Source organism: Actinoplanes octamycinicus, assembly GCF_014205225.1.
In the GTDB taxonomy this organism is placed as follows: Bacteria; Actinomycetota; Actinomycetes; order Mycobacteriales; family Micromonosporaceae; genus Actinoplanes; species Actinoplanes octamycinicus.
In genome coordinates this window covers 6703846-6730658 of record NZ_JACHNB010000001.1, presented here as the reverse complement: position 1 = coordinate 6730658, position 26813 = coordinate 6703846, and the positions used below count along the sequence as shown (strand labels likewise).

At 73.0% G+C, this 26813-nt stretch carries 28 protein-coding genes; 15 read left to right on the top strand and 13 right to left on the bottom strand.

Annotation, left to right across the window (positions count from 1 at the left end; translation table 11 throughout):
* Positions 1-114 precede the first annotated feature (114 nt).
* Together BJY16_RS29965 and BJY16_RS29960 are read right to left on the bottom strand one after the other, a co-directional pair.
* Positions 115-939: a hypothetical protein gene (locus BJY16_RS29965; RefSeq protein WP_185042895.1), complete on the bottom strand. Its 825-nt coding sequence runs from the start codon at positions 937-939 to the stop codon at positions 115-117.
* A gap of 42 nt (positions 940-981) precedes the next feature.
* The gene (locus BJY16_RS29960; protein WP_185042894.1) at positions 982-1752 is read right to left on the bottom strand and encodes an endonuclease/exonuclease/phosphatase family protein; all 771 of its coding nucleotides are present in this window, start codon (positions 1750-1752) and stop codon (positions 982-984) included.
* An 80-nt stretch (positions 1753-1832) separates the two neighbouring features.
* On the opposite strand from BJY16_RS29960, the gene BJY16_RS29955 reads away from it, so the two are divergent.
* The 4 genes from BJY16_RS29955 (at position 1833) to BJY16_RS29940 (ending at position 4813) form a co-directional block, all read left to right on the top strand.
* Complete coding sequence (locus BJY16_RS29955; protein WP_185042893.1) at positions 1833-2462, top strand: hypothetical protein; 630 nt, start codon at positions 1833-1835, stop codon at positions 2460-2462.
* 104 nt (positions 2463-2566) lie between these two features.
* Positions 2567-3328, top strand: a complete 762-nt coding sequence (locus BJY16_RS29950; protein WP_185042892.1) for a sulfite exporter TauE/SafE family protein — start codon at positions 2567-2569, stop codon at positions 3326-3328.
* Positions 3328-3801 (top strand): heme-degrading domain-containing protein, encoded by a 474-nt coding sequence (locus BJY16_RS29945; RefSeq protein WP_185042891.1) that lies wholly within the window; start codon positions 3328-3330, stop codon positions 3799-3801. Before BJY16_RS29950 ends, BJY16_RS29945 begins: the two co-directional genes overlap by 1 nt.
* Positions 3802-3859: 58 nt before the next feature.
* Positions 3860-4813 carry a Rossmann-fold NAD(P)-binding domain-containing protein gene (locus tag BJY16_RS29940; RefSeq protein WP_185042890.1) on the top strand — a complete coding sequence of 318 codons (954 nt, stop codon included), beginning with the start codon at positions 3860-3862 and terminating at the stop codon, positions 4811-4813.
* Here the strand turns inward: BJY16_RS29940 and BJY16_RS29935 are convergent.
* The 3 genes from BJY16_RS29935 to BJY16_RS29925 all read right to left on the bottom strand — a co-directional run bounded on the left by BJY16_RS29935 (position 4810) and on the right by BJY16_RS29925 (position 6849).
* Positions 4810-5247 (bottom strand): group II truncated hemoglobin, encoded by a 438-nt coding sequence (locus BJY16_RS29935; RefSeq protein WP_185042889.1) that lies wholly within the window; start codon positions 5245-5247, stop codon positions 4810-4812. The two genes, BJY16_RS29940 and BJY16_RS29935, sit on opposite strands and share 4 nt — an antisense overlap.
* A 149-nt stretch (positions 5248-5396) precedes the next feature.
* A complete protein-coding gene (locus BJY16_RS29930) occupies positions 5397-5948 on the bottom strand; it encodes a hypothetical protein (protein WP_185042888.1) in 552 nt (183 codons plus the stop codon).
* 130 nt (positions 5949-6078) lie between these two features.
* Positions 6079-6849, bottom strand: a complete 771-nt coding sequence (locus tag BJY16_RS29925) for a DUF6301 family protein (RefSeq protein WP_185042887.1) — start codon at positions 6847-6849, stop codon at positions 6079-6081.
* A gap of 212 nt (positions 6850-7061) precedes the next feature.
* On the opposite strand from BJY16_RS29925, the gene BJY16_RS29920 reads away from it, so the two are divergent.
* Entirely contained in the window at positions 7062-9053 is a 1992-nt protein-coding gene (locus tag BJY16_RS29920; RefSeq protein WP_185042886.1) for a phosphodiester glycosidase family protein, read from the top strand.
* A gap of 54 nt (positions 9054-9107) precedes the next feature.
* Here BJY16_RS29920 and BJY16_RS29915 read toward each other — a convergent pair whose 3' ends face one another.
* Positions 9108-10772 carry an FAD-binding dehydrogenase gene (locus tag BJY16_RS29915; protein ID WP_239177733.1) on the bottom strand — a complete coding sequence of 555 codons (1665 nt, stop codon included), beginning with the start codon at positions 10770-10772 and terminating at the stop codon, positions 9108-9110.
* 84 nt (positions 10773-10856) lie between these two features.
* On the opposite strand from BJY16_RS29915, the gene BJY16_RS29910 reads away from it, so the two are divergent.
* The 5 genes from BJY16_RS29910 (at position 10857) to BJY16_RS29890 (ending at position 16143) form a co-directional block, all read left to right on the top strand.
* Entirely contained in the window at positions 10857-11417 is a 561-nt protein-coding gene (locus BJY16_RS29910; RefSeq protein WP_203759134.1) for a TetR/AcrR family transcriptional regulator, read from the top strand.
* A 177-nt stretch (positions 11418-11594) separates the two neighbouring features.
* Entirely contained in the window at positions 11595-12956 is a 1362-nt protein-coding gene (locus tag BJY16_RS29905; protein WP_239177731.1) for an IucA/IucC family protein, read from the top strand.
* Complete coding sequence (locus BJY16_RS29900) at positions 12953-14506, top strand: IucA/IucC family protein (protein ID WP_185042884.1); 1554 nt, start codon at positions 12953-12955, stop codon at positions 14504-14506. The genes BJY16_RS29905 and BJY16_RS29900 overlap by 4 nt, the downstream gene beginning before the upstream one ends.
* Positions 14499-15635: an alanine racemase gene (locus BJY16_RS29895; RefSeq protein WP_185042883.1), complete on the top strand. Its 1137-nt coding sequence runs from the start codon at positions 14499-14501 to the stop codon at positions 15633-15635. Before BJY16_RS29900 ends, BJY16_RS29895 begins: the two co-directional genes overlap by 8 nt.
* Positions 15636-15699: 64 nt before the next feature.
* Entirely contained in the window at positions 15700-16143 is a 444-nt protein-coding gene (locus BJY16_RS29890) for a hypothetical protein (protein WP_185042882.1), read from the top strand.
* Positions 16144-16240: 97 nt separating this feature from the next.
* Here the strand turns inward: BJY16_RS29890 and BJY16_RS29885 are convergent, their stop codons facing one another.
* From BJY16_RS29885 to BJY16_RS47650, 3 genes are read right to left on the bottom strand one after another with little or no spacing between them, the layout of a single operon-like run.
* Positions 16241-17014 carry a hypothetical protein gene (locus tag BJY16_RS29885; RefSeq protein ID WP_185042881.1) on the bottom strand — a complete coding sequence of 258 codons (774 nt, stop codon included), beginning with the start codon at positions 17012-17014 and terminating at the stop codon, positions 16241-16243.
* 9 nt (positions 17015-17023) lie between these two features.
* Complete coding sequence (locus BJY16_RS29880; protein ID WP_185042880.1) at positions 17024-18040, bottom strand: serine hydrolase domain-containing protein; 1017 nt, start codon at positions 18038-18040, stop codon at positions 17024-17026.
* A 9-nt stretch (positions 18041-18049) separates the two neighbouring features.
* On the bottom strand, positions 18050-18178 hold the full coding sequence (locus BJY16_RS47650; protein WP_260418325.1) for a hypothetical protein: 129 nt from the start codon (positions 18176-18178) through the stop codon (positions 18050-18052).
* A 104-nt stretch (positions 18179-18282) separates the two neighbouring features.
* On the opposite strand from BJY16_RS47650, the gene BJY16_RS29875 reads away from it, so the two are divergent.
* Positions 18283-19464 carry an erythromycin esterase family protein gene (locus tag BJY16_RS29875; RefSeq protein ID WP_185042879.1) on the top strand — a complete coding sequence of 394 codons (1182 nt, stop codon included), beginning with the start codon at positions 18283-18285 and terminating at the stop codon, positions 19462-19464.
* Between the two features lie 7 nt (positions 19465-19471).
* Here the strand turns inward: BJY16_RS29875 and BJY16_RS29870 are convergent, their stop codons facing one another.
* On the bottom strand, positions 19472-20356 hold the full coding sequence (locus tag BJY16_RS29870) for a LysR family transcriptional regulator (protein ID WP_185042878.1): 885 nt from the start codon (positions 20354-20356) through the stop codon (positions 19472-19474).
* Positions 20357-20423: 67 nt separating this feature from the next.
* On the opposite strand from BJY16_RS29870, the gene gabT reads away from it, so the two are divergent.
* Both gabT and BJY16_RS29860 read left to right on the top strand, forming a co-directional pair.
* Entirely contained in the window at positions 20424-21755 is a 1332-nt protein-coding gene (gene gabT / locus BJY16_RS29865; RefSeq protein WP_239177735.1) for a 4-aminobutyrate--2-oxoglutarate transaminase, read from the top strand.
* Positions 21752-23134, top strand: coding sequence for an NAD-dependent succinate-semialdehyde dehydrogenase (locus tag BJY16_RS29860; protein WP_185042876.1), 1383 nt, complete (start codon positions 21752-21754; stop codon positions 23132-23134). The genes gabT and BJY16_RS29860 overlap by 4 nt, the downstream gene beginning before the upstream one ends.
* 409 nt (positions 23135-23543) lie before the next feature.
* Here BJY16_RS29860 and BJY16_RS29855 read toward each other — a convergent pair whose 3' ends face one another.
* Together BJY16_RS29855 and BJY16_RS29850 are read right to left on the bottom strand one after the other, a co-directional pair.
* Positions 23544-23942, bottom strand: coding sequence for a PIN domain-containing protein (locus tag BJY16_RS29855; protein WP_185042875.1), 399 nt, complete (start codon positions 23940-23942; stop codon positions 23544-23546).
* Positions 23939-24115, bottom strand: coding sequence for a hypothetical protein (locus BJY16_RS29850; RefSeq protein ID WP_185042874.1), 177 nt, complete (start codon positions 24113-24115; stop codon positions 23939-23941). The genes BJY16_RS29855 and BJY16_RS29850 overlap by 4 nt, the downstream gene beginning before the upstream one ends.
* Positions 24116-24253: 138 nt before the next feature.
* Between BJY16_RS29850 and BJY16_RS29845 the strand changes: the two genes are divergently transcribed.
* On the top strand, positions 24254-24871 hold the full coding sequence (locus BJY16_RS29845) for a GNAT family N-acetyltransferase (RefSeq protein ID WP_185042873.1): 618 nt from the start codon (positions 24254-24256) through the stop codon (positions 24869-24871).
* A gap of 211 nt (positions 24872-25082) precedes the next feature.
* Here the strand turns inward: BJY16_RS29845 and BJY16_RS29840 are convergent, their stop codons facing one another.
* A complete protein-coding gene (locus tag BJY16_RS29840; protein WP_185042872.1) occupies positions 25083-26150 on the bottom strand; it encodes an FAD-dependent monooxygenase in 1068 nt (355 codons plus the stop codon).
* 84 nt (positions 26151-26234) lie between these two features.
* Here BJY16_RS29840 and BJY16_RS29835 point away from each other — a divergent pair, with 84 nt between their 5' ends.
* Positions 26235-26729, top strand: a complete 495-nt coding sequence (locus tag BJY16_RS29835) for a TetR/AcrR family transcriptional regulator (RefSeq protein ID WP_185042871.1) — start codon at positions 26235-26237, stop codon at positions 26727-26729.
* The last annotated feature ends 84 nt before the right edge of the window (positions 26730-26813 follow it).

Here is a 26813-nt window from a genome sequence, read left to right as displayed (position 1 = left end):
CGGGTTCGCCGCTGGTCGCGCTCACCCCGCTTCCGGTACGCCCGGAGCGTCGCGCCGCGAGTCGCGTTCACCCCGTTCCTGGTACGCCCGGAGCGGTCCCGCCGCGAGTCGCGCTCAGCCCGCTCGTGACACGCCCGGAGCGTCGCGCCGCAGTCGCTGCTGGTCCACGAAGTCGCAGGACGGCCCGAAGGGAATGCCGCAGTACACGCCCTGGAGCCGGCAACAGACCGGCTCGAGGGCGGGTCCTCCACCCGCCGCGCCGAGCAGCCCGGCCAGCGCCGCGGCATGCCGCCGCCCGGCCACCCGCCGATACGACCCGGCGACCGGCCGCCACGCCGCCTCGTCGGCCAGCATCGTGCGCAGCCCGGCCAGCGCGGCCGCCCGCACCGCGCCGACGTGATCCACGGCCCGCTCGACCAGGAACGGCGCGAACTCGACCCGCGGCCGGCGGCACATCGCGGCCACCGCCGCCGCACGCACGTGCCCGTCCGGATGCAGGCTGGCCAGCGCCCAGCCCAGCGGCGTGCCACCGGGCGCGGGCGGCGTGCCGCCGGCCGAAGGCAGCCCGTCGAGCTCGCGGCGGCGGGCGTGAAGGAACAACCCGTCCAGCGCCCGGTCGCAGGCGGCCAGCGTGGCGAGCGCGGCGGCGGCCCGGGAGCCGCGCAGCGGGGTCAGCGCGGCCACCATGCGCCGATATCCGGGCAGGTCGTGCCGGGCGAGGTGGAGCACCAGCCCGGTGGTCCCGGCGGTCGCCTCGGTGATCGCCTCGCGACGCCAGACGGAGACCATGAAGGCGCAGCCGGAGCCGAAGAACAGCAGGCCGCACGCCGCCGTCCGCGGATCCCCCAGGAAGGCCACGAGCGACGCGACGGTCATCAGCGCGCAGCCCCAGAGCCCGACGTGTCCGGAGGCGGTGAGGTGCCGCAGACGCAGGCGCATGGCGCGGACCGTACCGTGACGGATCTTGAATGCGAACCGGATTCAGCGGTCGATCCGGACCACCAGCGGCCGGTGATCGGAGACCGGCGGATGCGGGGTGCGCACCTGCACGACCCGGCCCAGCGCCGTCGCGCCACGCGGATCCACCAGCACGTGGTCGAGCTGGGTGCGCGGCGTGCCGCTGGGGAACGTCGCCGCCCGGGCCAGGGGCCGCCACCCGCTGAACGCCCGGACCGGGCCGACCGGCATGTTGAGGTCGCCGAGCAGCACCCGCGGCGCCGGCAGCGCCCGCATCGCGCGGACCGCGTGGCGCAGCTGCCGCACGTTCCAGCCCGGGACGAACGACAGGTGGGTGGTGCCGACGCTGACGATCCCGTGCGGGGTCTCCAGCACCGCGGCGAGCAGCACCCGCGGCTCGTCCTTGAGCAGCAGCAGCCCCTCGCCGGTCAGCACCGGGGAGCGGATCGGCGCGGCGGGCAGCTCGGTGATCTGCCAGCGCTGCACCGGGAACCGGCTGACCAGGGCGATCCCGTACTGCGGGTGGGCGGCGTCGGCCTCGGCGTGCCAGGGCTGCCAGGTCTGCCCGGGCGTGCCGACCACCGCGGCGGCGAACCGGTGCACCGGCGCGCCGAGCGCGTCAGCGGCCAGCGCGGTCAGGTCGAGCAGGCCGGACCGCGGCTGCGCCCGGTCCACCTCCTGCAGGCCGAGCACGTCGGCGTCGAGGTCGGCGACGGCGGCGCGGACCCGGTCGGCGTGGACCGCGCCGTCGGACAGCGACCTGCCGTGCAGCAGGTTGAAGGTGGCCAGGCGCACCCGCCGACCCTAACCGGCGGCGATGAGTCCGGGTTGACCGCATCCGGTACAGATCAATGCACGACCGGAGGGAGCGCGGCATGGATTGGGCTGTGATCGGTGCGGCGGTGGGGCTGGGCGCCATCATCGTGCGAGGCGTGATGGCCTTCGGTATGGCCGGCAAGGAGATCGGCAAGTTGCGCACCTCCGGGCAGGGGGTGCGCCAGCTGCGCGAGCAGGCGCAGGCACGGCGCTGGACCTGGGACCCGCCGGGAAACCCGACGGTCCCGGTGGGCCGGATGGCGGCGCTGCCCGGCCTGCGCCAGCGCGGCGCCGCGCACGGCCGGTTCCGGCAGCGGCAGGCGAGCGCGGCGGTGCTGGTCGCGCTGGTCGACTCGGGTTTCAAGTCGCGGCTCGGCAACGATCACGGCACCAACGCGTTCTCCCTGGTGGTCACCATCGAGGCGCCCGAGCTGACCGGAGACCTGCACGTCGACCCGCGGCCCGGTGGCGCCGGCTCCGAGCTGTCCGGCAGCCTGGCGCCGCTGGTCACCGGCGAGCTGCTGGCCCGGCTGGACCAGGTGCGCCGCCCGGCCCTGGACATCGTCGACGGGCAGGCCAGTTTCGTCTACCTGAGCCTGCGCGACGCCGCCGAGCTGGACCGGTTGCTGGCCGCCGGGGACGACGTGGTCAGCGGGCTGTGTAACCTCCAGCGGGAGGAACACCCCTGACCACGAGGAGAGCCGATGTTCACCAAGGCCCTCTGCTGCACGATGCTGATCTTCATCGTGGGCGCCAGCTTCGGTCTCTGGCTGCAGAAGGTGCGCGGCCGTAAGTGATCGTCACGCTCCTGGTGGCGGCCGCCGCGGCCGGATGGGTCGACGCGGTCGTCGGCGGTGGCGGGTTGCTGCTGCTGCCGGCGCTGCTGGTCGCCGCCCCGCAACTGCCGCTGCCCACCGCGCTGGGCACCAACAAGCTCGCCGCGATCTGCGGGACCAGCACCGCGGCGATCACCTACGCCCGGCGTACCAAAATCGACTGGGGGGTGGCCGGGCCGTCCGCGGCCCTGGCCCTGGTCTGCGCCGGCTGCGGCGCGCTGCTGGCCGGGCACGTCTCGCCGACCGTCTATCGGCCGATCGTGCTGGTCGTGCTGATCGCCGTGGCGGTCTTCGTGACCGTGCGCCCGGCCATGGGCCTGGCCGAGCACATGGAGAAACGCACCCCGCTGCGCCGCGGCGTGGCGGTCGCGGTGGCCGGCGGGCTGATCGCCGCCTACGACGGGCTGATCGGGCCGGGCACCGGCACGTTCCTGGTCCTGGCGTTCACCACGATCGTCGGCGCCGACTTCGTGCACGGCTCGGCGATGGCGAAACTGGTCAACACCGGCACCAACCTGGGCGCGCTGATCGTCTTCGCGGCGACTGGGCACGTGCACTGGTGGCTCGGCGCCGGGATGGCGGTCTGCAACATCGCCGGCGCGGTCCTGGGCGCCCGGATGGCGCTGCGCAAGGGTTCCGGCTTCGTCCGGATCGTGCTGCTGGTCGTGGTGCTGGCCCTGATCGTCAAGCTCGGTGTCGACCAGATGAGAATGCAGTGATGAGCGACGAGTTGCAGCACCTGATCGCCGATCTGGAGGAGCAGGAGAAACGCCTGGTCTTCCCCCGCTTCGAGGAGGCCGACGCCTGGGCGCTGGGCTGCCTGCTGGTCAACCTGGCCACCGAGCGCCGGTTGCCGGTCGCGGTGGACATCCGCCGCGGCCAGCAGCAGCTGTTCCACGCCGGGTTGCCCGGGTCCACCGCCGACAACGACACCTGGATCGAGCGCAAGGTCCGGGTGGTGTACCGGTTCGCCGCGTCGTCCTACCGGATCGGCCGTGAGCTGGCCGCCAAGGGCCGCGAGCTGAACGAGGCGATGGGCGTCGAGCCGATCCGGTACGCCGCGCACGGCGGCGCGTTCCCGATCCGGGTGCCCGGCGCCGGGGTGGTCGGCGTGGTGACCGTTTCCGGCCTCCCGCAGGCCGAGGACCACGCGCTGGTGGTCGAGGCCGTGGAGACCTTCCTCGGCGACTGACTCTGCCGTCAGCAGATCCGTTTGGGGCCGGGCCGGTCCATCCGGCAGGCTCGGCCGCATGCGGATTCTCATCCTGGGCGGCAGTGGTTTCGTCGGTCGCGTGCTCGCGGCGGAAGCGGTCGCGGCCGGGCACCGGGTGACGGTGTTCAATCGCGGACAGCGCGATCCGGTGCCCGGCGTGACCACGCTGGTCGGCGACCGGCTCGGCACGCCCGACTTCGGGCCCGGCACCTGGGACGCGGTGATCGACACCTGGTCCGCGGAGGCGTCCGCGGTGGGCACGGCCGCGACCGCGCTCGCGGGCCGTGCCGGACATCTGACGTACGTCAGCAGCCGCTCGGTCTATCTCTGGCCGGGGACCGCGCGGATGACCGAGGACGCGCCCCTGGCCCCGCTGGACGATCCGGGCTACGCCGGCGACAAACTGCGCGCCGAGCGGGAGACCGCGGCGTTCGGCGGCCCGGTGCTGCTCGCCCGGGCCGGCCTGATCCTCGGCCCGCACGAGGACGTCGGCCGGCTGCCCTGGTGGCTCACCCGGCTGCACCGCGGCGGTCCCACCCTGGCGCCCGGCCCGCGGGACCTGCCGCTGCAGTACATCGACGTGCGCGACCTGGCCCTGTTCATCCTCGCCAACATCGGCACGGAGGGCCCGGTCAACCTGGTCAGCCCGTCCGGGCACACCACCATGGGCGAGCTGCTGGAGACGGCCGCGGAGGTGACCGGCGGGCGGGCCGAGCTGCGCTGGACCGACCCGGAGCCGATCCTGGCGGCCGGCGTGCAGCCGTGGACCGACCTGCCGATTTGGCTGCCGCCGGGCGAGGGCCACGACTTCATGCACCAGGGCGACGTGCGCAAGGCCTTGGCGGCCGGGCTGCGGTGCCGCCCGGTCCGGGAGACCGTCGAGGACACCTGGGCGTGGTTGCGGTCGCTGCCCGGCGAGGCCCCGAAGCGTACGGACCGGCCGGCGGTCGGCCTCGACCCGGAGGTGGAGGCCAAACTGCTGGCGGTCTAGCCCGGCCAGGTCCAGGCCGGCACCGCGCGGATCGGGTGCAGCCCCTCGTCGGTTTCGGCGTGCGAGTTCTGCTGGGCCACCCGCACACCGAACTCGACGTGCTCGCGGATCGCCGCCCGGAAAGCCGGGTCGTCGGGGAGCCCGGCCTCGTCGACCGCCTCCAGGTAGAGCGCGACGAACCGGTCCCGCTCCGCATCGGTGATCTTCAGGTTCCGGTGGACGTCGATCAGGTACTGGAAGCCCGGGCCGGTGGTGAACCGGTCCGGGCCGCCGAACGACTCCGCGGTGAACCAGGTGAGATGACGGACGTGGGTGGGCTGGCGGATCGGGAAGACGCGGCGCAGCACCGGGTCGGCCAGCACCTTGTCGTAGAACAACTCTTCCAGGCGGTGCAGGGCTTCGTCGCCGCCGGCGAACTCGTACAGAGTGGTCATCCGTCTCGACCTCCTCGGTGACTCACGGCCGAGAGTAGAATGGGCGCTGCCCGGGGCGCTGCCCCGCATCCCGCCCACCGGCAACGACGACGCCGCTTCCACTGCTTCGAGTGCTTCGACTGCTTCGGCGGGGTGCGATCGTGGCCGGCTCAGGTGTGGGCGGCCTGGTCGAGAGCGGAGCGGGCGTCCGCGGCCACCGCGTCCGGGGAGCGTTCGGCGGCGCGTGGGGCGTCGATGAAGACGTCGGTGACCACGCCGCCGGCGACGCGGACGCGGACGAAGCGGTCCGGACCGGTGATCTCCTCGGCGGCCGGGCGGGCGCGGCCCATCGCGGTCAGCTGCCGGTCGGCCCGGTCCAGGGCGTCGCGGACCCAGTCCAGCCACCGCTCGTCGGTCAGCCCCGGCGCGTCGTCGCGGGGCGGCGCCGGGTCCGGACCGGCGCCGCCGACCAGCCGGGCCGCCATCCGCTTCAGCAGCGCCTGCCGGTACGCCCCGAGGATCGCCGCGGCCAGCGCGTCCACCCCGGCGAACCGGCCGGCGATCTCGACCGCGGACACCCCGCCCCCGGCCGTCACCCGGACCCGGACCAGCCCGGCGTCGTCCACCCCGACCTGGTCGGCCCCGGGTCGCAGGTCCGGTCCGAGGGCCGCGACCACGTCGTCGACCCGGATCCGCGGCAGCTTCGTGACGTTCTCGCGCATGGGTTCGCCGTCCTCTCGGTTCACCCCTACGGAAACGCCTGCGGGGCGGACCCGGCTGACAGCGAGCCGACAGCATGCGACCGGCGCCAATTTGACCGCCGCCGATGAACCGGCGCCGGGCGCGCGGCGTTCAGTACTCCCGGCGGCCCTCGACGTCGAAACGGCGCGCGGTCACCTCGCTGGCCGACCCGGCGCCGAACACGTCGCGCAGCGTGCGGACGAACACCGCGGCAAGCTCGCCGTGGAGGCCGCTGCCCGACCAGTTCGCCGAGTCGTGTGGCTGCCAGCCGAGCTGGTGCAGCAGCGCCAGCTGGGCGCCGGTGTACCGGTGCTGACCGGGCAGGTAGCAGTCGGCGACCGCCTCGACGAATTTCTGGTCAGCGGTGTACTGCACCTGCACGTAGTACGGCCCGTGGGACAGGATCAGCGTGTCGCTCTCCTCGCCCTCGCTGTCGATGTCGGCCAGCACCACGTGCAGCCGCTCCCACGTCTCGGCCAGCGTGGCCGGGTCACCCTCGTACGCCTCGGCCGGACTCCAGTCCAGGACCGTCTGCGGCGGCCGGGGCCGGATGGTGAACTGCGGCCAGCCGCGGATTCCGCCGGACTCCCAGGCCGGCTCGCCGAGCAGGGCGCCGGCCGCGGCCAGGTCGGCGCTGATGCTGTCGATCGGGAGGGTGAGGGCGAACGAGACCCGGTCGACGGCGTGCCGGTGGTAGAGGACGCTGATCGCCTGCTCCCCGCCCGGCCACGGCGCGTCGGCGGACGCGTAGTCGAGCCCGGCGCACCGCAGCTGCCAGCCGAGCCGGGCGGCGAGCGCCGGCAGGTCGGCAGCCCGCCAGGACCAGCCGGACACCGCCCGGCACGTGGTGATCAGTTCCTCCAGCGTCGGCTGTTCCGGCACAGGTCCTCCCTGGTCAGCACGAGCGGGTCGGGTGCCGCCCCGCGTCGCGGCCGCGCACCACGCAGCCGCCCCGGAACCTACCTGCCCGCGCCTCCGGCCGATCCCTCGACCGCCTCTCCTAAGATCGAATTCCGCCGCTGTCTGTATCGCCCCTCCCGGCGCGGCAACACTGTGGATCAGTCTTTCGGGTGGGGTACGGGGAAAGGATCTTCATGGCACTGTCACACCCCTTGCTGGCCGCATCGCGATGGCGCCGCACCGCCGTCGTGATGCTGCCGGTGTTGCTCGCCTCCGGCGCCGCCGCGCCGACCCCGGCAGCGGCCGCGGTCACCGCGATCGGCGTCACCGGCACCACCACGCTCGCGCCGGGCCTGCGGCAGAGCACGGTGACCGGCTCGGGTTCGGCCCGTCCGGTACACGTCGTGGAGGCCGACCTGAGCACCCCGACGTTGCAGGTGCAGTACCTGTCGCCGCCGTCGGTCGGTGAGAAACAGGACGTGAAGGTGATGGCGACCAACGCCAAGTCGGTGGCCGCGATCAACGGTGACTTCTGGGATCCCCGCGACGAGGCGATCAGCACCAACGCGCCCGACGGCGCGTCGATCAAGAACGGGCAGCTGCGCGGCGCCCGCGCCAGGAGCGCCGGGTACAACGACGTGGCCTCGTTCGTCTCGAACGGCACCGGGACCCTGGCCCGACTCGCCCAGATCTACCTGCAGGCGAGCGTCACCCCCGAGGGCCACGCGGCGTTCTCGGCCGACCAGCTCAACTCGCCGTACCTGATCCCCAACGGCGTCGGCATCTACAACGACCTCTGGAGCAGCGCCAACCGGTCACGCACGGTCGAGAAGGCCACCTCGTGGCTCGAGGTCGTGATCAGCGGGGGCAAGGTGACCAGGCGCAGCGAGCGGAACGCCACGCTCGGTGGCGCGGTCCAGCCCGGCTCGATCGTGCTGGTCGGGACCGGCACCGGGATCGACCGGCTCAACGACCTCACCGTCGGCGCGGCGGTCACCGTCAACTACCGGCCGGTCGAGCAGAACAACGAGCAGGTGCCGCAGCAGCCGCCGACGGCCGCGCAGGTGGTCCTCGGCGCGCACCCGGACTACATCCTGCTGGTGGACGGGGCGCCGGCGCCCAAGCCGATCACCAACACGACGACCCGGGCGCGCACGGCCCTCGGGTTCTCCGCCGACGGCAGGAAGATCTGGCTGGTCGCCGCGGACGGCGACGAGTCGACCGGGGCGACCTTCGCACAGATGCGCGAGATCATGCTCGGCCTGGGCGCCGATGACGCGATCAGCCTCGACGGCGGCGGCTCGACCACGATGGTCACCCGCGCCTCCGGCACCAGTACGCTGTCGGCCATCAGCAGCTCCGGCGAGAACCCGCTCCGGAAGGTACCCAACGGGCTGGGCCTGACCTCGACCGCCCGCTCCACCGACTGCACCGGCCCGGCCAGCATCTTCGCCGCCAAGCCGGACGGCAGCCTGACCCTCTACCAGCTGACCCAGCCGAGCACCACCACCACGACCTGGTCCTCCTCGGTCATCGGCGCCGGCTGGAACCAGTTCGGCCGGGTGCTCGCCGGCCCCGGCGGCCGGGTCTACGGGATCAACAGCGGCGGCCTCTACCAGTACGTCTGGCGCGGCGAGACGGACCGCTGGAAGTACCCGGCCGGGTCGCTCGGCACCCAGTTCGCCATGTACGCGGACGCTGCCTGGCGCGACAAGATCACCGTCGACCGGCAGGGCGACTTCTACCGGATCGACAGCGCCGGGAACCTGGTCTGGTCGCGGCTCGACGAGAACACCTCGACCTGGCCGATCAACCAGACCATCGACGGCGACTGGGGCCAGTACGACCTGCTGATCGCCGCCGACGCCGGGGTGCTCTTCGCCCGGGCCGCCGCCGACGGCAAGTTCTACCGCTACCGGTTCGACACCAACACCCGCACCTGGGTGACCAAGCGGCAGCAGCTCGGCGCCGGCTGGCAGCAGTTCACCAGGGGTGTCGTCTCCCCCGGCGGCAACACCATGTTCGGCCTGCAGGAGGACGGCGACTTCCTGCAGTACCGGCAGCGGGAGTGGGACAACGCGTGGGCGATCTCCGGCCGGGACATCGGCGATGGCTGGCAGCAGTTCGCCAACGTGACCGCCGCGCCGGACGCCTGCCGGCTCACCACGGACCTGTACCGGCCGTGAGCAACCACGGCGGGGGTGGACCGGGCGCGCTCGTCCGGGCCACCCCCGCCGGCATCACAGCGCGCGGGCGGCGTGCCGACCGGCGTTGCGGCCGCTGAACAGGCAACCGCCGAGGAACGTACCCTCCAGCGCGTTGTACCCGTGCACGCCGCCGCCGCCGAACCCGGCCACCTCACCGGCCGCGTACAGGCCGGGCAGCACCTGCCCGTCCAGGCCGATCGCCCGCGAGTCCAGGTCGGTCTGGATCCCGCCGAGCGTCTTGCGGGTCAGGATGTGCAGTTTCACCCCGATCAGCGGGCCGGCCGCCGGGTCCAGGATCCGGTGCGGCGTGGACGTCCGGCCGATCTTGTCGCCGATGTAGCGCCGCGAGTTGTAGATGCCCTGGACCTGCGCGTCCTTGGTGACCTTGTTGGCCAACTGCCGATCGCGGGCCTCGATCTGCCCGCGCACGTGCGCCGCGTCCAGCAGCGGCGTGTCGGTCAGCTTGTTCATTCCGGCGACCAGCTCGTCGATCGTCGGGGCGACCACGAAGTCGGCCCCGTGCCGTTTGAACGCCTCGACCGGCGCGGGCGCGCCCTTGCCCATGATCCGGCCCTTGAGGAACGCCTTACGGTCCTTCGCGGTGATGTCCGGGTTCTGCTCCGACCCGGACAGCGCGAACTCCTTCTCGATCATCTTCTGGGTGAGGATGAACCAGGAGTGGTCGTGCTCGGCCAGATCCGGCGTGGTCCGCAGGTAGCGCAGCGTCCCCAGGGTGTCGTAGCTCGGATAGTACGGCTGCGGCAGCCGCCGGCCGAGCGCGTCGAACCACATCGGCGACGGCGCGGACAGGATCCGGATGCCGTGCCCGGGCCAGATCGGGTCCCAGTTGCGGATGCCCTCGGTGTAGTGCCACATCCGGTCCCGGTTGACCAGGCGCGCCCCGGCGTCTTCGGCGATCTGCAGCATCCGGCCGTCCACGTAGGCCGGCACCCCGGTGATCATCGTCCGCGGGGCGGTGCCGAGCCGTTCCGGCCAGTACTGCCGGACCAGGTCGTGGTTCGCCCCGATGCCGCCGGTCGTCACGATCACGGCCTGCGCGCGTACCTCGAAGTCCTGGATCTCGTCGCGGTTGGAGGCGACGCCGCGGGCGCTGTCGTCGTCGGCCAGCACCTTCCCCCGGACGCCGACCACCGTGCCGGCCTCGACGATCAGCTCGTCGACGCGGTGCCGGTGCCGGAACTCCAGCAGGCCCCGCTCGGCGGCGCGGTGCGCGGAGGCGGCGAACGGCTCGACCACGCCGGTGCCGGTGCCCCAGGTGATGTGGAAGCGCGGCACCGAGTTGCCGTGCCCGCCCGCGCGCAGGTCACCCCGCTCGGCCCAGCCGGCGAACGGCAGCCAGCTCAACCCCATGCCGGCCAGCCAGGACCGCTTCTCGCCGGCGGCGAATTCGACGTACGCCCGGGCCCACTTGACCGCCCAGGAATCCTCGTCGTCGAGCCGGTCGAAGCCGGCGCTGCCCCGCCAGTCGCTCCAGGCCAGCTCGACGCTGTCGCTGATCCGGGCGCGCCGCTGCTCCGGGCTGTCGACGAAGAACAGCCCGCCGAACGACCACCAGGCCTGGCCGCCGAGGTTCGCCGGGTTCTCCTGGTCGATCAGGATCACCCGTTTCCCGGCGCTGGTGATCTCATGAGCGGCGGCCAGGCCGGCCAGCCCCGCGCCCACCACGATGACGTCCACAGCAACTCCCCACGGTGATCCAGACCACTCCGATACGAAAATGTATCGGATACACGAATGTATGGAAAGGCTATGCTCGGCGGCATGGTCACCCGCCGACGAGCCGAGACCCGCGGCCGGCTGCTCGACGCCGCCCTGCAAGTGTTCGCCGCCAAGGGCTGGGGCCAGACCCGGATCGAGGAGGTCTGCGAGGCGGCCGGCTACACCCGCGGCGCCTTCTACTCGAACTTCGCCAGCCTCGACGAGCTGTTCTTCGCCCTCTACGACGACCGCGCCGACCTGATCGCCGCCCAGGTCACCGCGGCGCTGGCGGATCCCGACCCGGACTTCCCCGCGGTCATCGCCCGGGTCGCCGACACCCTGCTGCTCGACCGCGACTGGCTGCTGATCAAGACGGACTTCCTGCTGCACGCCGCCCGCAACCCGGAGGTCGCCGGCCGGCTCGCCGAGCACCGCGCCGCTCTCCGGGCCGCGATCGAGCAGCGCCTGGCCACCATGCCGCTGGAACTGCCGGACGTGCCGGCCGCCGCCCGCGCGGTGATCGCCGCCTACGACGGGGTGACCGTCCAATTGCTCCTCGACGGCGACACCGACGCGGCCCGGACCTGGCTGACCCAGCTGCTGACCGCCCTGCTCGTCCACTGAGCGCGCCGGGCGCTCGCCCCTCGACACCCTGCGGCTGAAGGTCGTCGCTCGCCCCAGGACACGCTGCGGCCGGGTGTGTCGTCGCTCGCCCGCGACACCCCGCAGCGGGATGTGTCGTCGCTCGCCTCGCGACGCCCTGGACCACACACGTCCGCGGATCAACGCGACAATGGTGGGGTGCCGCAGCCGACCCCCACCGCCGACCCGGCCCAGACCCGCGCGGAGCTCGAAAATCTCCGCCCCGACCTGGTCGAACGCTACGACGCGGCACTGCCCGGGGCGCGCGCGGCGATCCTGCGCCGGCTGCGGCTGGCGATCGAGCGTGAGCCGCTGCCCGGCGCCGTCTACGCCGACATGGACCCGGTCGAGCTGACCGCCAAGCTGTGGCCCGGCACCCCCTTCGTCACCGAGGTCGCCAACAGCGTCGCGAACCTCGCCCTGGCCCGGGCCAACGCGGTCCGGCCGTCGCTGACCGAGACCGACCTGGGGCGGATCGAGCAGTTCGAGACCGACGGGCACCCGCTGCACCCAGGCTGCCGCACCCGCGCCGGGATGACCGTCGCCGACGTCCTGGCCTACGCCCCCGAGCACCGCCCGGTGATCCGGCTGCGCCGGTTGCGGGTCCCGGCCGAGCGCTGGCACGGCGCCGCCCAGCCGGTCCTTTACGCCCACCCGTGGCAGGCCGCCCGGCTGCGCGAGCAGTACCCGTGGCTGACCGACGCCGGCCCGACCCGGCCGATGCGGCCGCTGATGTCGCTGCGCACGGTCGCCCCGGTCAGCGGCGGCCCACACCTCAAGACCGCCGTCGACGTACAGATGACCTCCGCGGTCCGCACCGTCTCCCCAGCGGCGGTGCACAACGGGCCGATCCTCTCCGCCGCCCTGCAGCGGCTCACCGCGGACCTGCCGATCGACATCCTCGCCGAGACCGAGGCCGGCGCGGTGATCACCGAGCACGGGCCGGACCGGCGCCTGGCACACCTGGTGCGCCGCGCGCCCCGCCTCGCCCCCGGCGAGCAGGCCGTGCCGCTGGGCATCTTCACCAACCACTTCCTGAGCACGGTCGACGACCCGTACGCCTGGCTCGCCCAGCTCACCGACCTCCTGTTCACCCCGCTCGCCACCGTGCTCACCCGCGGCGTCGCGCTGGAGGCGCACGGGCAGAACACCCTGGTCGTGCTCCGCGACCGCCGCCCGGTCCGGATCCTTTACCGCGACCTGGGCGGCGTCCGGGTCAGCCGCGAGCTGGGCCTCGACCTGCACGGCGACCTGCTCACCGACGACCCGGCCACGCTGCGCACCAAGCTCGCCGCCGCCGCGCTCGGCACCGTCGCCGGCCAGCTCGTCGACGCCTTCGCCGCCCATCACGGCGCCGAACCCGACCGGCTCTGGGCGATCGTCGCCGCCGGCCTGCGCCAGGTCCCCGAGCTGCTCACCGAGCCACTGCCGATCAAGGCGACCACCGCCATGCGCCTCGCCGCCGACCCGCTCGACGACATCTGGACGTTCCAGCCCAACCCGATGGCGGTGCACGCATGACCTCGAGCCTCACCACCGGCCGGCTCGCCGCGGCCGCCGCGCACACCCAGGCGGCCCTCGCCGTGCACGCACCGCACCTGGTCGCCGGCTTCCTCGACCACCTGCCGGCCGCCGCGGAGACGGTCGGACGGCGGCTGCGCGGCGCCCTCGCCCGGGAGGGTCTCACCGATGACCACCGGGGCGGGACCCGGCACGCCTTCCACCGCGTCGAGTTCGACAGCGCCGGCGTGGCCGATCCGGCCGACCTGCTCGCCATCGACGCACCCGCCTTCGCCGCCGAGATCCGCAACGCGGTGATCAACCTGGCGATCGCGCTGGCCCGGCCCGGCCCGGTGCCCGGCGGTGACGCCGACGAATCGGCCATCGCCGGCGAACGGCTGGCCATCTCCGGTCACAACCTGCACCCGTGCGGCCGGACCCGGCTCGGCTGGGACACCTGCGACGTGCTGGCCCACGACCTGGAGGCCGGGCACACCGAGATCCGATTCATCGCGGTCCGCGATGACGCCCACCTCGGCGACGATTTCGGCGCTTTGTATCCGGGCATCTCCCCAGTCCCGCCGGGTTACCGCCTCCAACCGGTCCACGCCTGGCAGCTGGCCCTGGTGACCCGGCGCTACCAGGCCCTCTTCGCCGATGGCACGCTGCGCCACCTGGACGGCCACCTCGACGCCGTCCCGACCGCCGCGCTGCGCACCCTGCTCCTCCCGCCGGCCGCCGACGGCACCCGCCGTTACGTGAAGGTCTCCCTCGACATCCAGGTCACCTCCACCCGCCGCAGCATCTCGGTCGCCAGCACCCGCAACGGCCCCGCCGTCTCCGCCCTGCTGCACCGTCTCGCCGCCGACGAGCCGTCCCTGCTGCTGATGGCCGAGACCGCCGGCGCCGCCGTCCCGGCCGGCTCCGGCCGGGACCTCTCCGCCATCCTGCGCGACGGCCTCACCGGCCGCCTTGCGGCCGGCGAGGAGGCGATCCCCGGCAGCGCCCTGCCCTACCGCCTGCCCGAGCTCGTCGACCAGCACGGCGGCGGCCCGGCCGGCTGGCTCGCCGACTACACCCGCCTGCTGCTCCCGCCGCTGCTGCGCCTGGCCGCCCGCGGCGTCGCCCTCGAAGCCCATCTGCAGAACTGCCTCCCCACCTTCACGAACGGACACCCGCACCGCCTCGCCCTGCGCGACTTCGCCGGCCTGCGCCTGCACCTGCCCCGCCTCGCCGCCGCCGGCCATCGCGTCGACCTGTGGCCCGGCTCGGTGGTCGGCACCGACGACCCGGCTGTCATGCGCGCCAAGCTCGGCTACACCGCTTTCCAGGCCCACCTCGGCGAGATCGTGCTGCAACTCGGCCTCCTCCTCTCCCTCAGCGAGACCACCGCCTGGCGCATCGTCCGCGACGTCGTCGACGAGACCTACGACGCGCTGGACTCGCCCGAGGCACGCGCCGACCACGCCGCCTTCACCGCGCCCACCGTCCCGCACAAAGCCCTGGTCCGGATGCGTCTGGCCGGCGACGGCGACCTTTACCTCCCGGTGGAGAACCCGCTCCATGGCTGAGCCGCCCGGGCCGGTCGCCGACGCGCTGCGCCGCCTGCCGGCGCCCGCCTGCGCCTATCTCTACGACACCGCCGCGCTGCGCCGGCAGGCTGATCATCTGCGGTCGGCCCTGCCGCCGCGCACCACGCTGCTCTACGCCGTGAAGGCCAACGGCCACCGCGCCGTCGTCGACACGCTCGCCGCGGCCTGCGACGGCCTGGAGGTCGCCTCCGGCGGCGAACTCGCCCTCGCCGTCCAGGCCGGCGCCCGCCGCATCGTCTTCGGCGGCCCAGCCAAGACCGACGCCGAGCTGGCCGCCGCCGTGGCAGCCGGCGCCCTGCTCAACGTCGAGAGCCGCCACGAACTCGACCGCCTCGCCGGTCTCGGCCTGCGCACCGACATCTGCCTGCGGGTCAACCGCAGCACCGTCGGCGTCACCGGCAGCCACGCCATGACCGGCACCCCGACCCCGTTCGGCATCGACGAGAGCCAGCTCCCCGCCGTCCTCGACGCGATCCCGGCCGGCCTCACCGTGATCGGTTTCCACCTGCACGCGGTCTCCAACAACCTGGACGGCGCCGCGCACGCCGGCTTCCTCCGCGACGCCCTCGACTGGTCGCTCACCACCGCCGCCCGCCACCACCTGAACCTCCGCGTGGTCAACGCCGGCGGCGGCCTCGGCGTCGACTACACCTCCCCCGCCAGCATCGACCTGGCCCCGCTGTCCCGGGTGACCGTCCCGGACGGCGTCGAGCTGATCCTGGAACCGGGCCGCTACCTGGCCGCCGACGCCGGCTACTACACCGCCGAGGTCCTCGACCTGAAGACCACCCACGGCCGCACCTTCGCCGTGCTGCGCGGCGGCACCCATCATTTCCGGCTGCCCGCCGCCTGGGGTTACAGCCATCCGTTCACCGTCCTTCCGATCGACACCTGGGACCGCCCCTATCCCCGGCCCGCCATCACCGACACCCCGGTCGACGCGGTCGGCGAGCTGTGCACTCCGCGCGACGTCCTCACCCGCGGCCAGCACGTCGCGCGGCTGCGAGTCGGCGACCGTCTGGTCTTCGCCCGCACCGGCGCTTATGGCTGGGACATCTCGCACCACGACTTCCTCCGCCACCCGCCTCCCGACTTCGTGATCCTTTGAGAACCGCCGGCCCGCTGCTCCGCACCGCCGGAATCGTTGCCGGCCGGTCCGAGAGGATGCCCTGGTGAGCAAGTACGTCGAGTTCTTCGCCGCACCCGGCGACGCCGCAGCCGCCGCCGTCCGCAACAGCGGGCCCGCCGGCAGATATCCGGTGGTGGACGCCAGCGACATCTATTTCGACGCCGACGACGCGGTGCTCGCCTGGCGCGAGCTGTCGGCCGGCCGCCCCGCCGCCTACCCGCCCGAGCGGTACGACCTGACCATGGTGGCCGACTTCGTGAACGACGGCAGTGCCGTCTTCGCCCTCCCGGACGAGCTGGTCCTCGATCTGATCAAAGCCTCTCCCCTCCGGCTGCGCGAGATCGCCGAGTCATGGCACCCGTTGGTGGTGGCGGACGGCACGCACATCGATGCGGAGACCGCCACAGCCCTCCTTTCCGAGATCGCCCAGTTGGCACGGTCCGCAGCCGGCACCACAAACCGTCTCTACTGCTGGGTGGCCTGCTGAAACGCTCCGCCGCGCCGCATCCGCCGCTGACCGTGGAACGATAACCGGCGCCCTTGGCAGCAGGTTTCCGCAAAGGAAAAGACGCCGCCTGGCCCAGCTAGGCGCGGTCCCGGCTCAGCCGCCCGCAGGCGAGCACGACGGCGGAGGCCGCCAGCAGGAGCAGCCCCACCTCGACCGCGAGCTCCACGTCCGGCCCGGTGTCGACGGCCACCGCGACCGCATAGAACACTCCCGGCTCGACCGGCCGGGGCCGATTGCGCGACGCGAGGTCCACGGCCTGCCAGACCACGGTGGCCAGCACCGTCGACCCGGCCACCGCGACCGGGACCGCGCCGTACCCGCGGACCGCCCGCCGCATCACCCACAGGTAACCGCCGACCAAAACGGCCGTCCCCACCACCATGTTCGTGAACGACCCGAGCACCGGCACGAGAACCAGCGCGACCATCGCCATCAGCGTCGCGGCCACCGGGACCGGAACCGCCCGCAGCCGCCCCCGGGACAGATACACCGTGGTCCCGGCCAGGATGCCGAACCCCGCGGCCAGACAGCCCGCCACCAGCAGATCCCGCTGGAACCGGGCGCGCTGCCACGCCGGATCCTTGATCCGGGCGACCAGCTCGGCGGTGTCGACCCCGCCGCCCATCGGATCCGCCCAGTCCCACACGTATCGCACCACGGCGACGCCGAGCAGGGCCAGGCCCGCACACAGCATCACCCGGATCCGAAGCGGCACCGACCGCTGCGCCGCCAGCACACCGAACGCCACCAGGCACCCGCCGCCGGTCGCCGGCGCGGACCCGAACAACCCGCCCAGCACGGCGATCAGCGCCGCACCGGCCAGCAACGACAGCGTTGTCCGCGACAGCACCCGACCAGGTTAGGCAGTCCGGTCCCGATCCGCTGCCCGGATCTGCTCGTCGACCAGAAACGCGGTGTCGAAATTCGGGGTGAGCCGCGTCTTCGTCACCGCGAAGGCGATCCGGGAAGCCGGATCCGCGTACGCGTAGCTGCCTCCCCCACCAGGCCATCCGAAAGCGGCCGCCGACCCGATCGGGCCCAGTGGATAGCCGAGAACCATCCGCACCGGATTGCCGAAGACCTGGTCGACACCCTCGAAAGCGACAGTGGCATCCACCAGCCCCCAGCGCAGCACCGCATTGAACATCGCGGCCAGCCCGTGCGCGGTGACACAACCCACCGACGGTATGTCGGCGCGCAGAATCTCCGGGTCGTTGCCGAAATCGGCATTCGGCCGGCTCTCCCACGGCGCGAGAACGGCATTGTCGCCGGCCGGCCACGACGGCCCCGGATCGATCCGCGCCAACCCGGAAAGCGACGGAACACCGAAGTACAGCTCCCCCTCGATACCGAGCGGCACGGTGAGCCAGTCCCGCAGCAACTCGCCGATCGGCTGCCCGGTCGCCCGGCGGGCCAGTTCCCCGACGAGAAAGCCGAAAGTGTACGAGTGGTAGCCGGTCGCCGTCCCGGGACGCCACCGCGGCTCGGCGGCCGCCAGCGCCGCGCACACCCGGGACCAGTCGGCAAGCTCGCCCGGGGTGATCTCCCGCGGCATGGCCGGAAGGCCGGCCGTATGGGTCAGCACGTGCCGCAGCGTCACCGTACCCTTGCCGCGCGCCTCGAATTCCGGCCAGAGATCCGCGATCCGGGTGTCGTAATCGAGATATCCGCGCGCGACGAGCAGATGCGCGAGGGTGGCTGTCACATTCTTGCCCGTGGAGAAACTGAAGATCGGCGTCCCGGAGGTGACCGGCCCGGCCACCGCGTCGACAATCGGCGCGCCGTCCCGATAGACGGCGACCTGCACCGCCGTCTCCGCGCCGCTCGCGACCAGCCCGTCGATGCACCGCTGCACCCGCTCCTGGATCCCCGGCATCACGATGTCTTACCCGCGCCGGCTCGCGGCGAACCAGTGGTGCGACTCGTCGAGCCAGCGGATCAACCGCAGACCGGCGGCCGTCAATTCCGCGCTCAACGGGCAGCCGTCCGGGGTGATGTCGAGGTCGTCGCGCATGCCGTCGAGTCTGATGGCGCACCGCACCTCCCCTAAGGCGTCCTAGGATTCTAGGCTTTTGCCCTCGTCGATAGGGTGCGTCGGTGACCACAAAGGAGCCGGGAATGCCCGCGAGCCTGGACGACCTCGAGTCGCTACCGACATTGATCGGCGACGCGCAGGTCGTCGGGATCGGCGAGTCGGCACACGACGTCCGGGAGTTCCAGCAGCTCAGAGGCCAGATCGTCCGGTTCCTGGTGGAGCGGATGGGGTTCACGGCGTTCGCCCTGGAGTCCGGCTTCAGCGAGGGGCTGCTGATCGATCGCTGGGTGCACGGTTCGCCGCCCGGTGACGACATCGCTGTGGTCGCTGAGCAAGGCTTGACGTACGGATTCGGCGCCGCCCAGGAGACTCGCGAGCTGCTCACCTGGCTGCGCGAGCACAACGCCGGCGGCGGCGACGTCCGCTTCGCCGGCCTCGACCTGCCCGCCGACCTCGGCTCCCTGCTGCCGGCCCTGGAGGGCGTGGCGCGCTACCTCGCCGAGGTCGACCCGGCAGCGATCACCATCGTCGATCACATTCGGACGTACGCCCGGAGCTGGGCCAGCCCCTACACGATGGCGGCGCTCCGTGCCTACCGGGCAACGCCGGCCGCCGACCGGGACGCCCTGACCCTGCTGCTGTCCGAACTCGCCACCCGCGTCGACGCGCTGCGTCCCCTCTACGAGCGACGTGGCGGCGCCTCGGGACACGTCACCGCCCGGCACGAGCTGCGCCTGGCCGTGCTCCTCGACCAGATGCTGCGTGCCCAGGCCGCGGCGGCCGGCGGGTCGGGGATCCACGCGGCGGTCAACGTGCGCGACGCCGCGATGGCGGAGACCGTGCGGCACCTGCTCCGGGACGGGCGGCGAATCGTCGTCTCGGCGGCGAACACGCACCTGCAGCGGATTCCGATCATGCTGGGCGGGACCTTCGAGGTCCCGGTGCTGGGGAGTCACCTGGCCGGGGAGCTCGGCGAGGCGTACCACTCCATTGCGGTCACGGCCGTCAGCGGCCGCACCCCTACCCGGCGGCCCGCGCCGGGCACCGAGCGCGGCGTCGAGGTGCTCACCGTCGACCTGGCCCCGCCCGCCCCGGGCAGCGTCGAGGCGTTCCTGGCCGGTCCCGCCTCGCCGCGGCTCACCGACCTGCGCCCGCTGCGCGGCGCCCCGGACGGCCCGCAGCGCTTCCGCAACCTGGACGGCTACATCGACCTTCCGGTCGCCGACGCCTTCGACCTGGTCGCGGTGGTTCCCCACCTGGCCTGAGCGGCGGTCAGGCGGCCGCGGCGTCGTAGCGGTCGCGGACGAACGCGCCGAGCCGCTCGGCGAACGATTCCAGGGTCGGCGCGGCCGCGTGCCGGGAGTCCCAGACCGCGGCGAGCCGCACGCTGAGGTGCCGGCCGCCCACGTCGACGGCGAGCGGCACCAGGCCGAACCGGGGATCGTCCGAGGCCACCGCGATTCCCCGGCCGGCCGCGGCGAGGGCCTGCGCCACCGTCCCGTTGGCCGCCTCGATCGACGACGTGCAGGAGGCCCCGGCCGCGGTGATCGCCGCCTCCAGCGACTGCCGGGCGGTGAACGCGGCCGGCTGCACGATCAGCGTCGACGTCAGCAGCTCGGCGAGCGGGACCTCGCCGCGGCCGGCCCACGGGTGGTCCGCGTGCACGTAGGCCCAGACCGGTAGCACGGCGAGCGGCAACGACCGGAACGGATCAGGCGCCCGGACCGTCCCGATCGCCAGGTCGGCCCCCAGCCGCAGCGTCTCCACCGGAGACAGACCGTCCGCGCCGAGCACGTCCGCGGTCGGGTCCTCCGGGGCCAGGGTGGCGATGAACGGCGACACCACGTCGGTCAGGGTCACCGTCGGCGCTCCGATCGTCAGCCGTTCCAGCCGCCCGGACGCGGCGACCATGGCCGCCACCCGCAGCGCGTCCACCCGCCCGAGCACGTCCCGGGCCAGCGGCAGCAACGCGCGCCCGGTGGTCGACAGGTCCAGCCGGCGGCCGGCGCGGTCGAAGAGCGACACCCCGAGATCACGTTCCAAAACCCGCAGCTGCCGGGACAGCGCCGGCTGGGTCAGGTGCAGCCGGACCGCCGCCGCGCTGACCGTCCCGGCCTCCGCGGTCGCGACGAAGTACCGCAGCAGCCGCACCTCCACTTATGCCTCCCGAGCATGGATCACAGGCCCAACAGGAACTGGACGAGCATACGCACTGCTGAACAGACTGACCGGCGTGAGCCTCGAACAGAAACGCCGGCTGGTCACCGACCTGCCCGGCCCCCGGTCCCAGGAACTGATGGAACGCAAGCTGGCCGCGGTGGCCGGTGGCGTCGGCACCACCATGCCGGTGTTCGCGGCGCGGGCCGAGGGCGGCATCGTGCTCGACGTCGACGGGAACCGGCTGATCGATCTCGGCTCCGGCATCGCGGTCACCACCGTGGGCGCGTCCGCGCCGCGGGTCGTCGCGGCGGTCACCGAGCAGGCCGGCGCGTTCACGCACACCTGCTTCATGGTCACCCCCTACGACGGGTACGTCGCGGTGGCCGAGGCGCTGAACCGGGTCACGCCCGGCGATCACGAGAAGCGCAGCGTGCTGTTCAACTCCGGCGCCGAGGCGGTGGAGAACGCCGTCAAGATCGCTCGGGCGCACACCGGGCGCAACGCGGTCGTCGTCTTCGACCACGCCTACCACGGCCGGACCAACCTGACCATGGCGATGACCGCGAAGAGCATGCCCTACAAGCACGGCTTCGGCCCGTTCGCGCCCGAGGTCTACCGCGCGCCGCTGTCCTACCCGTTCCGCGACGGCGCGCTCGACGGCCGGGTCGCGGCGGCCCGGGCGATCGACCAGATCGAGAAGCAGATCGGCGCGGACACCCTTGCCGCGCTGGTGATCGAGCCGATCCAGGGCGAGGGTGGCTTCATCGAGCCGGCGCCCGGTTTCCTGCCGGCCTTGGCCGCGTGGTGCCGGGCCAACGGCGTGGTGTTCGTGGCCGACGAGGTGCAGACCGGGTTCGCCCGCACCGGCGACATGTTCGCCTGCGACCGCGAGGGCGTGGTGCCGGACCTGATCGTCACCGCCAAGGGCATCGCCGGCGGCCTGCCGCTGTCCGCGGTGACCGGTCGCGCCGAGATCATGAACGCGCCGCACTCCGGCGGGCTCGGCGGTACCTACGGCGGCAACCCGCTCGCCTGCGCCGCCGCCCTGGCCGCGATCGAGACGATCGAGACGGAGGGCCTCACCGCCCGCGCCCGGGAGATCGAATCCCTGGTCAAGGGCCGGTTGCACAAGATCCAGGCGGGCGACGGCCGGCTCGGCGACGTGCGCGGGCGCGGCGCGATGCTGGCCGTCGAGCTCGTCCGGGACGGCTCCGGTGAGCCGGATCCGCGGTTGGCCCGCGACATTTCCCGGTACGCCCACCAGCGCGGCGTGATCGTCCTGACCTGCGGGACGTACGGAAATGTCCTCCGTTTCCTGCCGCCCCTGCCGATCTCCGACGAACTGCTGCACGACGCCTTCGACGTGCTCGCCGCCGCCTTCGAGGAGACCAGATGAGCACGATCGTCGTTGCCGACCCGGCCACCCTGGAAGCCGTGGCCGAGGTGCCGGACCAGGGTGTCGCCGACGCCCGGGCGGCCGTGGATGCGGCGCACGCGGCGTTCCCGGCGTGGGCGCGGACCGCACCGCGGCACCGCTCCGAGATCCTGCACCGGGCGTTCGAGCTGATGCTGCGCGACCGCGCCGAACTGGCCGAGCTGATCTCCCGGGAGAACGGCAAGTCGCTGACCGACGCGGCCGGCGAGGTGACCTACGCGGCCGAGTTCTTCCGCTGGTTCGCCGAGGAGGCGGTCCGCCCCGGCGGCGAGTACGGCGAGGCCCCCGCCGGCGGCGTCCGCACCCTGGTCACCCACCGCCCGGTCGGGGTGGCCGCGCTGGTCACCCCGTGGAACTTCCCGGCCGCGATGATCACCCGCAAGGTCGGCCCGGCCCTCGCGGCCGGCTGCACCGCGGTCCTCAAGCCGGCCGCGGAGACGCCGCTGACCGCGCTGGCCATCGCCGAGCTGCTGACCGAGGCCGGTCTGCCGGGCGGCGTGGTCACCGTGGTGACCACGTCCGACGCGTCCGCGGTGGTCGGCGCGTGGCTGGCGGACCAGCGGGTCCGGAAGATCTCGTTCACCGGGTCGACCGCGGTCGGCCGGGTGCTGCTGCGACACGCCGCCGACCGGGTGGTCAACTCGTCGATGGAGCTGGGCGGCAACGCGCCGTTCATCGTCGCCGAGGACGCCGACCTGGACGCCGCGGTGGCCGGCGCGATGATCGCCAAGTTCCGCAACGGCGGCCAGGCTTGCACCGCGGCGAACCGCTTCTACGTGCACGCCACGGTGGCCGAGGAGTTCGTGGCCCGGTTCGGCACGGCCGTCGAGAAGCTGACCGTGGGCGCGGCCGCCGGCGGCGCCGACATCGGGCCGCTGATCAGCGCGCAGGCGCTGCGCCGGGTGACCCGGACGGTCGACGGGGCGGTGGCGGCCGGCGCCCGGATCTCGCATCAGGCGGCGACGCCGTCGCTGCCCGGGCACTTCTATCCGCCGACGGTGCTGGTCGACGTGGCGCCGGACGCCGAGATCCTGCAGGACGAGATCTTCGGCCCGGTCGCGCCGATCGTCACCTGGACCGACGAGGCCGCCATGCTGGAACAGGTCAACGCCACCGAGTACGGCCTGGCCGGCTACGTCTACTCCGGCGATCTGTCCCGCGCCATCCGCCTCGGCGAGGCCGTCGAGGCCGGCATGGTCGGCATCAACCGAGGCCTGGTCTCCGACCCGTCCGCCCCGTTCGGCGGCGTCAAGCAGAGCGGCCTCGGCCGCGAGGGCGCCCGCGACGGCCTCCGAGAATTCCAGGAGACCCACTACTTGAGCGTCGCCTGGCCCGCCTGACCCCCTCGGATCGCAGCGGTCCGGCTCGCCACCGACCCGGACCGCTGCACCCGTTCCGCAGATCCCGCAGCCTCCGGCCGATTCCCTGTACGGGGTCGCGCCGTTCCCTTCAGCCGCCAACTCGAACCGCTGGCATGCCCGCGCCGCTTCCCCAAGAAGGCGGCCGGGCGTGGTGCGCCCACCTCCGCATTGCCTCCTCCGGCCAGCCGCTGCGAGCTGCGCGCGTCTGCGTCGTTTCGAGCGACCAGCGTTCCGGGCGTCCGCGTGCCTTTCGCGGCCTGCGGGGCGGCTTGCCGCGACCAGCGTTGCGAGCGTCCGCGTGCTTCTCCCCGCCCGCGGGGCGGCTTGCCGCGGTCAGCGTTGCGAGCGTCCGCGTGCTTCTCGCGGCCCGCGGCGCGGCTTGCCTCGGTCAGTCTTCGATGTGCAGGACGATCCGGCCGTCGGCGACGCCCTTGTAGGCGCTCGGGTCGCCGGTCATCACGTCGACGCCCAGGTCGAGGGCGAGCATCGCGGCCGAGGCGCAGTCGGCGCGGCCGGTCAGCGCCCGCAGCGCGACCAGCGCCTCCCAGTCCTCGGCGTCGTCCTCGACCAGGAAGGTGGCCGGGTGCGCGAGCAGCAGGTCCAGCCGCTCCCGCTCGATCATCGCGGTCTGGTAGCCGGCCTCGACCAGGCAGGGAAGCGGGATGACCACCGCGCCGCCCTCATCGTTGATCTCCGCCAGGGTCTCGCCGACCGCCATCGAACCACGCACCCACGCGGTGATCGCCGACGTGTCCAGAACCAGCTTGGCGTCGCGCCCCTGGGTCACGCGGGCCGCGACCGCAGCCCGGCCAGAAACGCCGCGCGCCCCTCAGCATCCCGGGCCCGCTCCGCCGACCGCCGGCGCTGGCGCGCCTTCGCCTTCCCCTCGGCGGTGACCGCCAGCCCCATCCGGGCGTGAATGTCCTCGACGCTCAGCTTCGGCCTGGTGTCCTGCTCCATGCCGCCAGCGTACCGGCTCCCCGACCCCGGGCAAGGTCCGCACAACGCCCACCTGACGCGCGGCGGTACCCGGGCAGTGTCAGACGGTCACCTCGAAATGTGATCGCGGCGGGTGGAACCGTGTGTTTGGGTGACCGCATGAGTCAACCGACGTTGCGGACCGATCGGCTGCTGCTCGTGCCCCTGGCTGATCGGCACTTCGAGCTGGAGGTGGACCTCGACGCCGATCCCGAAGTGCTGAAATACATCTGGGGTCGGGCCCGGACCCGCGACGAAGTGGTCTCCTCCCACGCGGAGCGGATGGCCCTGGGGCTCAAGGTGGACGGGCTCGGATACTGGATGGCCTTCGGCTCCGACGGCGGACGCCGTGACTCGTCGGCGCCGGACACCGAGGCCGAGGGCGAGTTCGTCGGCCTGATGATGCTGCCCCCGGCGCACGGCGACGACCAACCCGACGATCCGACGGTCGCCGAGCTGGGATACCGGCTGGCCCGGCGTTACTGGCGACAGGGGCTGGCCAGCGAAGCCTCGCGAGCACTGCTGCGGCACGCCTTCGACACCGTCGGACAGAGCCGGGTGATCGCCCAGACCATGGCGGTCAACATCGGCTCCCGAGGCGTCATGGAGAGCGTGGGTATGCGTTATGTCCGCACCTTCCACCCCATCTGGGATGACCCCCTCCCGGGAAGCGAAGCCGGCGAAGTCGAATACGAAATGACCCGCGCGATGTGGGAGTCCCGCCGCGGCACCCTCTGACGGCAGAAACCCGAAGCGCCCCTCAGCTGGATGCACCGCGCTGCGCAGCCCAGTCACCATCGGCGGCCGCCCAGGGCCGGCGGAAGCTACCCAGTCACCATCGGCGGCCGCCCAGGGCCGGCGGAAGCTGCCCAGTCACCATCGGCAGCTGCCCAGGCGGCGGAAGCTGCCCAGTCACCACCGGCGGGTGCCCAGGGCCGGCGGAAGCTGCTCAGGCACTCTCGGGGCTGTCGGCGGCGTCACCGCCGAAAGCGGCGACCGCCTGCCGGCCCAGCTGCTGATTGTCGGTGACATAGGGGCGCAACTCCTTCTCATAGCGCTCGAAGGCGGCAGTGTGATCGCCGTCGGCCTCGGCCAGGCAGCGCGCCAGCGTGGACGCGCCGATCAGGGCCTGGGAGGTGCCCATGCCGCTGGTCGGGGCGGCGCAGTAGCCGGCGTCGCCGAGCAGGACGACCCGGCCGGTCGACCAGGAGTCCAGGCGGACCTGGCAGGTCGAGGCGAAGTAGAAGTCGGGCGCGGCGGCCATCGCGTCCAGCAGGCGCGGCACCTCCGGCCAGGGGTGGCCGGCGAAGGCCGCGCGCACGGCGGCCTCCTGGGCGGCCCGACCGGCGCGGTCGAGCTCGGGAGTGGCGGTCCCGAACGAGAGGCTGACCGTCATCCGGTCGGGATCGCCGGCGGAGAAGGCGAAGACCGCCCGGCCGGCATCCGGCTGGAGCAGGCCCCGCCGGTCCAGGCCGAAGAGGTTACCGGTGGTGAAGCCGGCGCCGGACATGCCCAGGTGCTCGATCGGGTCGATGGCGGGGAAGGCCAGGCGGCGGACCGCTGAGTGCACGCCGTCGGCGCCGACGACCAGGTCGAAGTCACGGGCCGGGGCACGCTCGAAGGCGACCGTCACCCGATCGTCGTGCTGCTCGAGGGCGGTGATGGTGTCGTCGAAGAGGAACTCGGCGTCGACCGCCTGGTGCAGGATGCGGGTCAGCGCCCGCTTGGGCACCTCGAGGTCACCGCCGAACGCGGACGCCGGCAGCTCACCGGTGATCGAGCCGTCGGGCGCCAGCATGGTGACGCCACGCATCCCGGTCTCGTGGGCGCGGACCTCGTCGAGGATGCCGATGTCGGCGAGCACGTCGAGGGCGGCACCGCGAAAGTCCACGGCATAACCGCTGTCGCGCAGGTCGGGAGCACGCTCGACGAGGGTGACCCGGACGCCGTCACGTCGCAGGAACCAGGCCAGGGCGGGGCCGGCGACGCTCGCGCCGGAGATCAGAACGTTTCTCATGCCGACGACCGTAGCCGGGTTTTATCCATATGGTCAATCCATTTGGATAAACCATGTGGTTAAGATGGCGGGTATGATCGAGCCGTGGGAAACCGGGAAGCCCTTCTGGCCGGGGCGAAGCAATGTCTGACCGAGCGTGGCTGGGCGCGCACGACCGTGCGGGACATCGCGTTCGCGTCCGGGGTCAATCACGCCGCGATCGGCTACCACTTCGGCTCACGGGAGTCGCTGCTGGTCCATGCCCTGATCGAGGCCGTCGAGGAGCTGAGCGAGACGATCGCCGAGCGCGCCGCGGACGGGTCGCCGGAGGAGCGCTGGCAGGCGTTGATCGACACGTTCGGCACGCATCGCCCGCTGTGGGTCGCGCAGCTGGAGGCTGCGGTGCAGGCCGAGCACTCCCCCGAGCTGCGCGAGTTCCTGGCACAGGCACAGCAGCAGGGGCGGGAGGGACTCGGCGGGTCGGTGCCGCTGGCCCTGCTCACCGGGTTGATGCTGCAGTGGCTGGTCGATCCGGAGCACGCCCCGTCCGGCGCGCAGGTGGCCGATGAGCTGCGTCATCAGGCGGCGGCCGGGTCCTGATCCGAGCGGACCGCCGATAGGGACGGGTGTGAGCCCCGGATGGTGTCGCGCGGCCCACGCTCGGACGAGACGTGGGCCGCGAGA

Excerpts from the sequence above, each read along its gene's own strand:
- BJY16_RS29875 (WP_185042879.1), top strand. The coding sequence starts at position 18,283 with ATGCCCGCGAGCCTGGACGACCTCGAGTCGCTACCGACATTGATCGGC.
- BJY16_RS29930 (WP_185042888.1), bottom strand. The coding sequence starts at position 5,948 with ATGCGCGAGAACGTCACGAAGCTGCCGCGGATCCGGGTCGACGACGTG.
- BJY16_RS29965 (WP_185042895.1), bottom strand. The coding sequence starts at position 939 with ATGCGCCTGCGTCTGCGGCACCTCACCGCCTCCGGACACGTCGGGCTC.
- BJY16_RS29900 (WP_185042884.1), top strand. The coding sequence starts at position 12,953 with ATGACCTCGAGCCTCACCACCGGCCGGCTCGCCGCGGCCGCCGCGCAC.
- BJY16_RS29840 (WP_185042872.1), bottom strand. The coding sequence starts at position 26,150 with ATGAGAAACGTTCTGATCTCCGGCGCGAGCGTCGCCGGCCCCGCCCTG.
- BJY16_RS29910 (WP_203759134.1), top strand. The coding sequence starts at position 10,857 with ATGGTCACCCGCCGACGAGCCGAGACCCGCGGCCGGCTGCTCGACGCC.
- BJY16_RS29920 (WP_185042886.1), top strand. The coding sequence starts at position 7,062 with ATGGCACTGTCACACCCCTTGCTGGCCGCATCGCGATGGCGCCGCACC.
- BJY16_RS29945 (WP_185042891.1), top strand. The coding sequence starts at position 3,328 with ATGAGCGACGAGTTGCAGCACCTGATCGCCGATCTGGAGGAGCAGGAG.
- BJY16_RS29895 (WP_185042883.1), top strand. The coding sequence starts at position 14,499 with ATGGCTGAGCCGCCCGGGCCGGTCGCCGACGCGCTGCGCCGCCTGCCG.
- BJY16_RS47650 (WP_260418325.1), bottom strand. The coding sequence starts at position 18,178 with ATGCGCGACGACCTCGACATCACCCCGGACGGCTGCCCGTTGAGCGCG.
- BJY16_RS29940 (WP_185042890.1), top strand. The coding sequence starts at position 3,860 with ATGCGGATTCTCATCCTGGGCGGCAGTGGTTTCGTCGGTCGCGTGCTC.
- BJY16_RS29845 (WP_185042873.1), top strand. The coding sequence starts at position 24,254 with ATGAGTCAACCGACGTTGCGGACCGATCGGCTGCTGCTCGTGCCCCTG.
- BJY16_RS29850 (WP_185042874.1), bottom strand. The coding sequence starts at position 24,115 with ATGGAGCAGGACACCAGGCCGAAGCTGAGCGTCGAGGACATTCACGCC.
- BJY16_RS29880 (WP_185042880.1), bottom strand. The coding sequence starts at position 18,040 with ATGCCGGGGATCCAGGAGCGGGTGCAGCGGTGCATCGACGGGCTGGTC.
- BJY16_RS29955 (WP_185042893.1), top strand. The coding sequence starts at position 1,833 with ATGGATTGGGCTGTGATCGGTGCGGCGGTGGGGCTGGGCGCCATCATC.
- BJY16_RS29935 (WP_185042889.1), bottom strand. The coding sequence starts at position 5,247 with ATGACCACTCTGTACGAGTTCGCCGGCGGCGACGAAGCCCTGCACCGC.
- BJY16_RS29860 (WP_185042876.1), top strand. The coding sequence starts at position 21,752 with ATGAGCACGATCGTCGTTGCCGACCCGGCCACCCTGGAAGCCGTGGCC.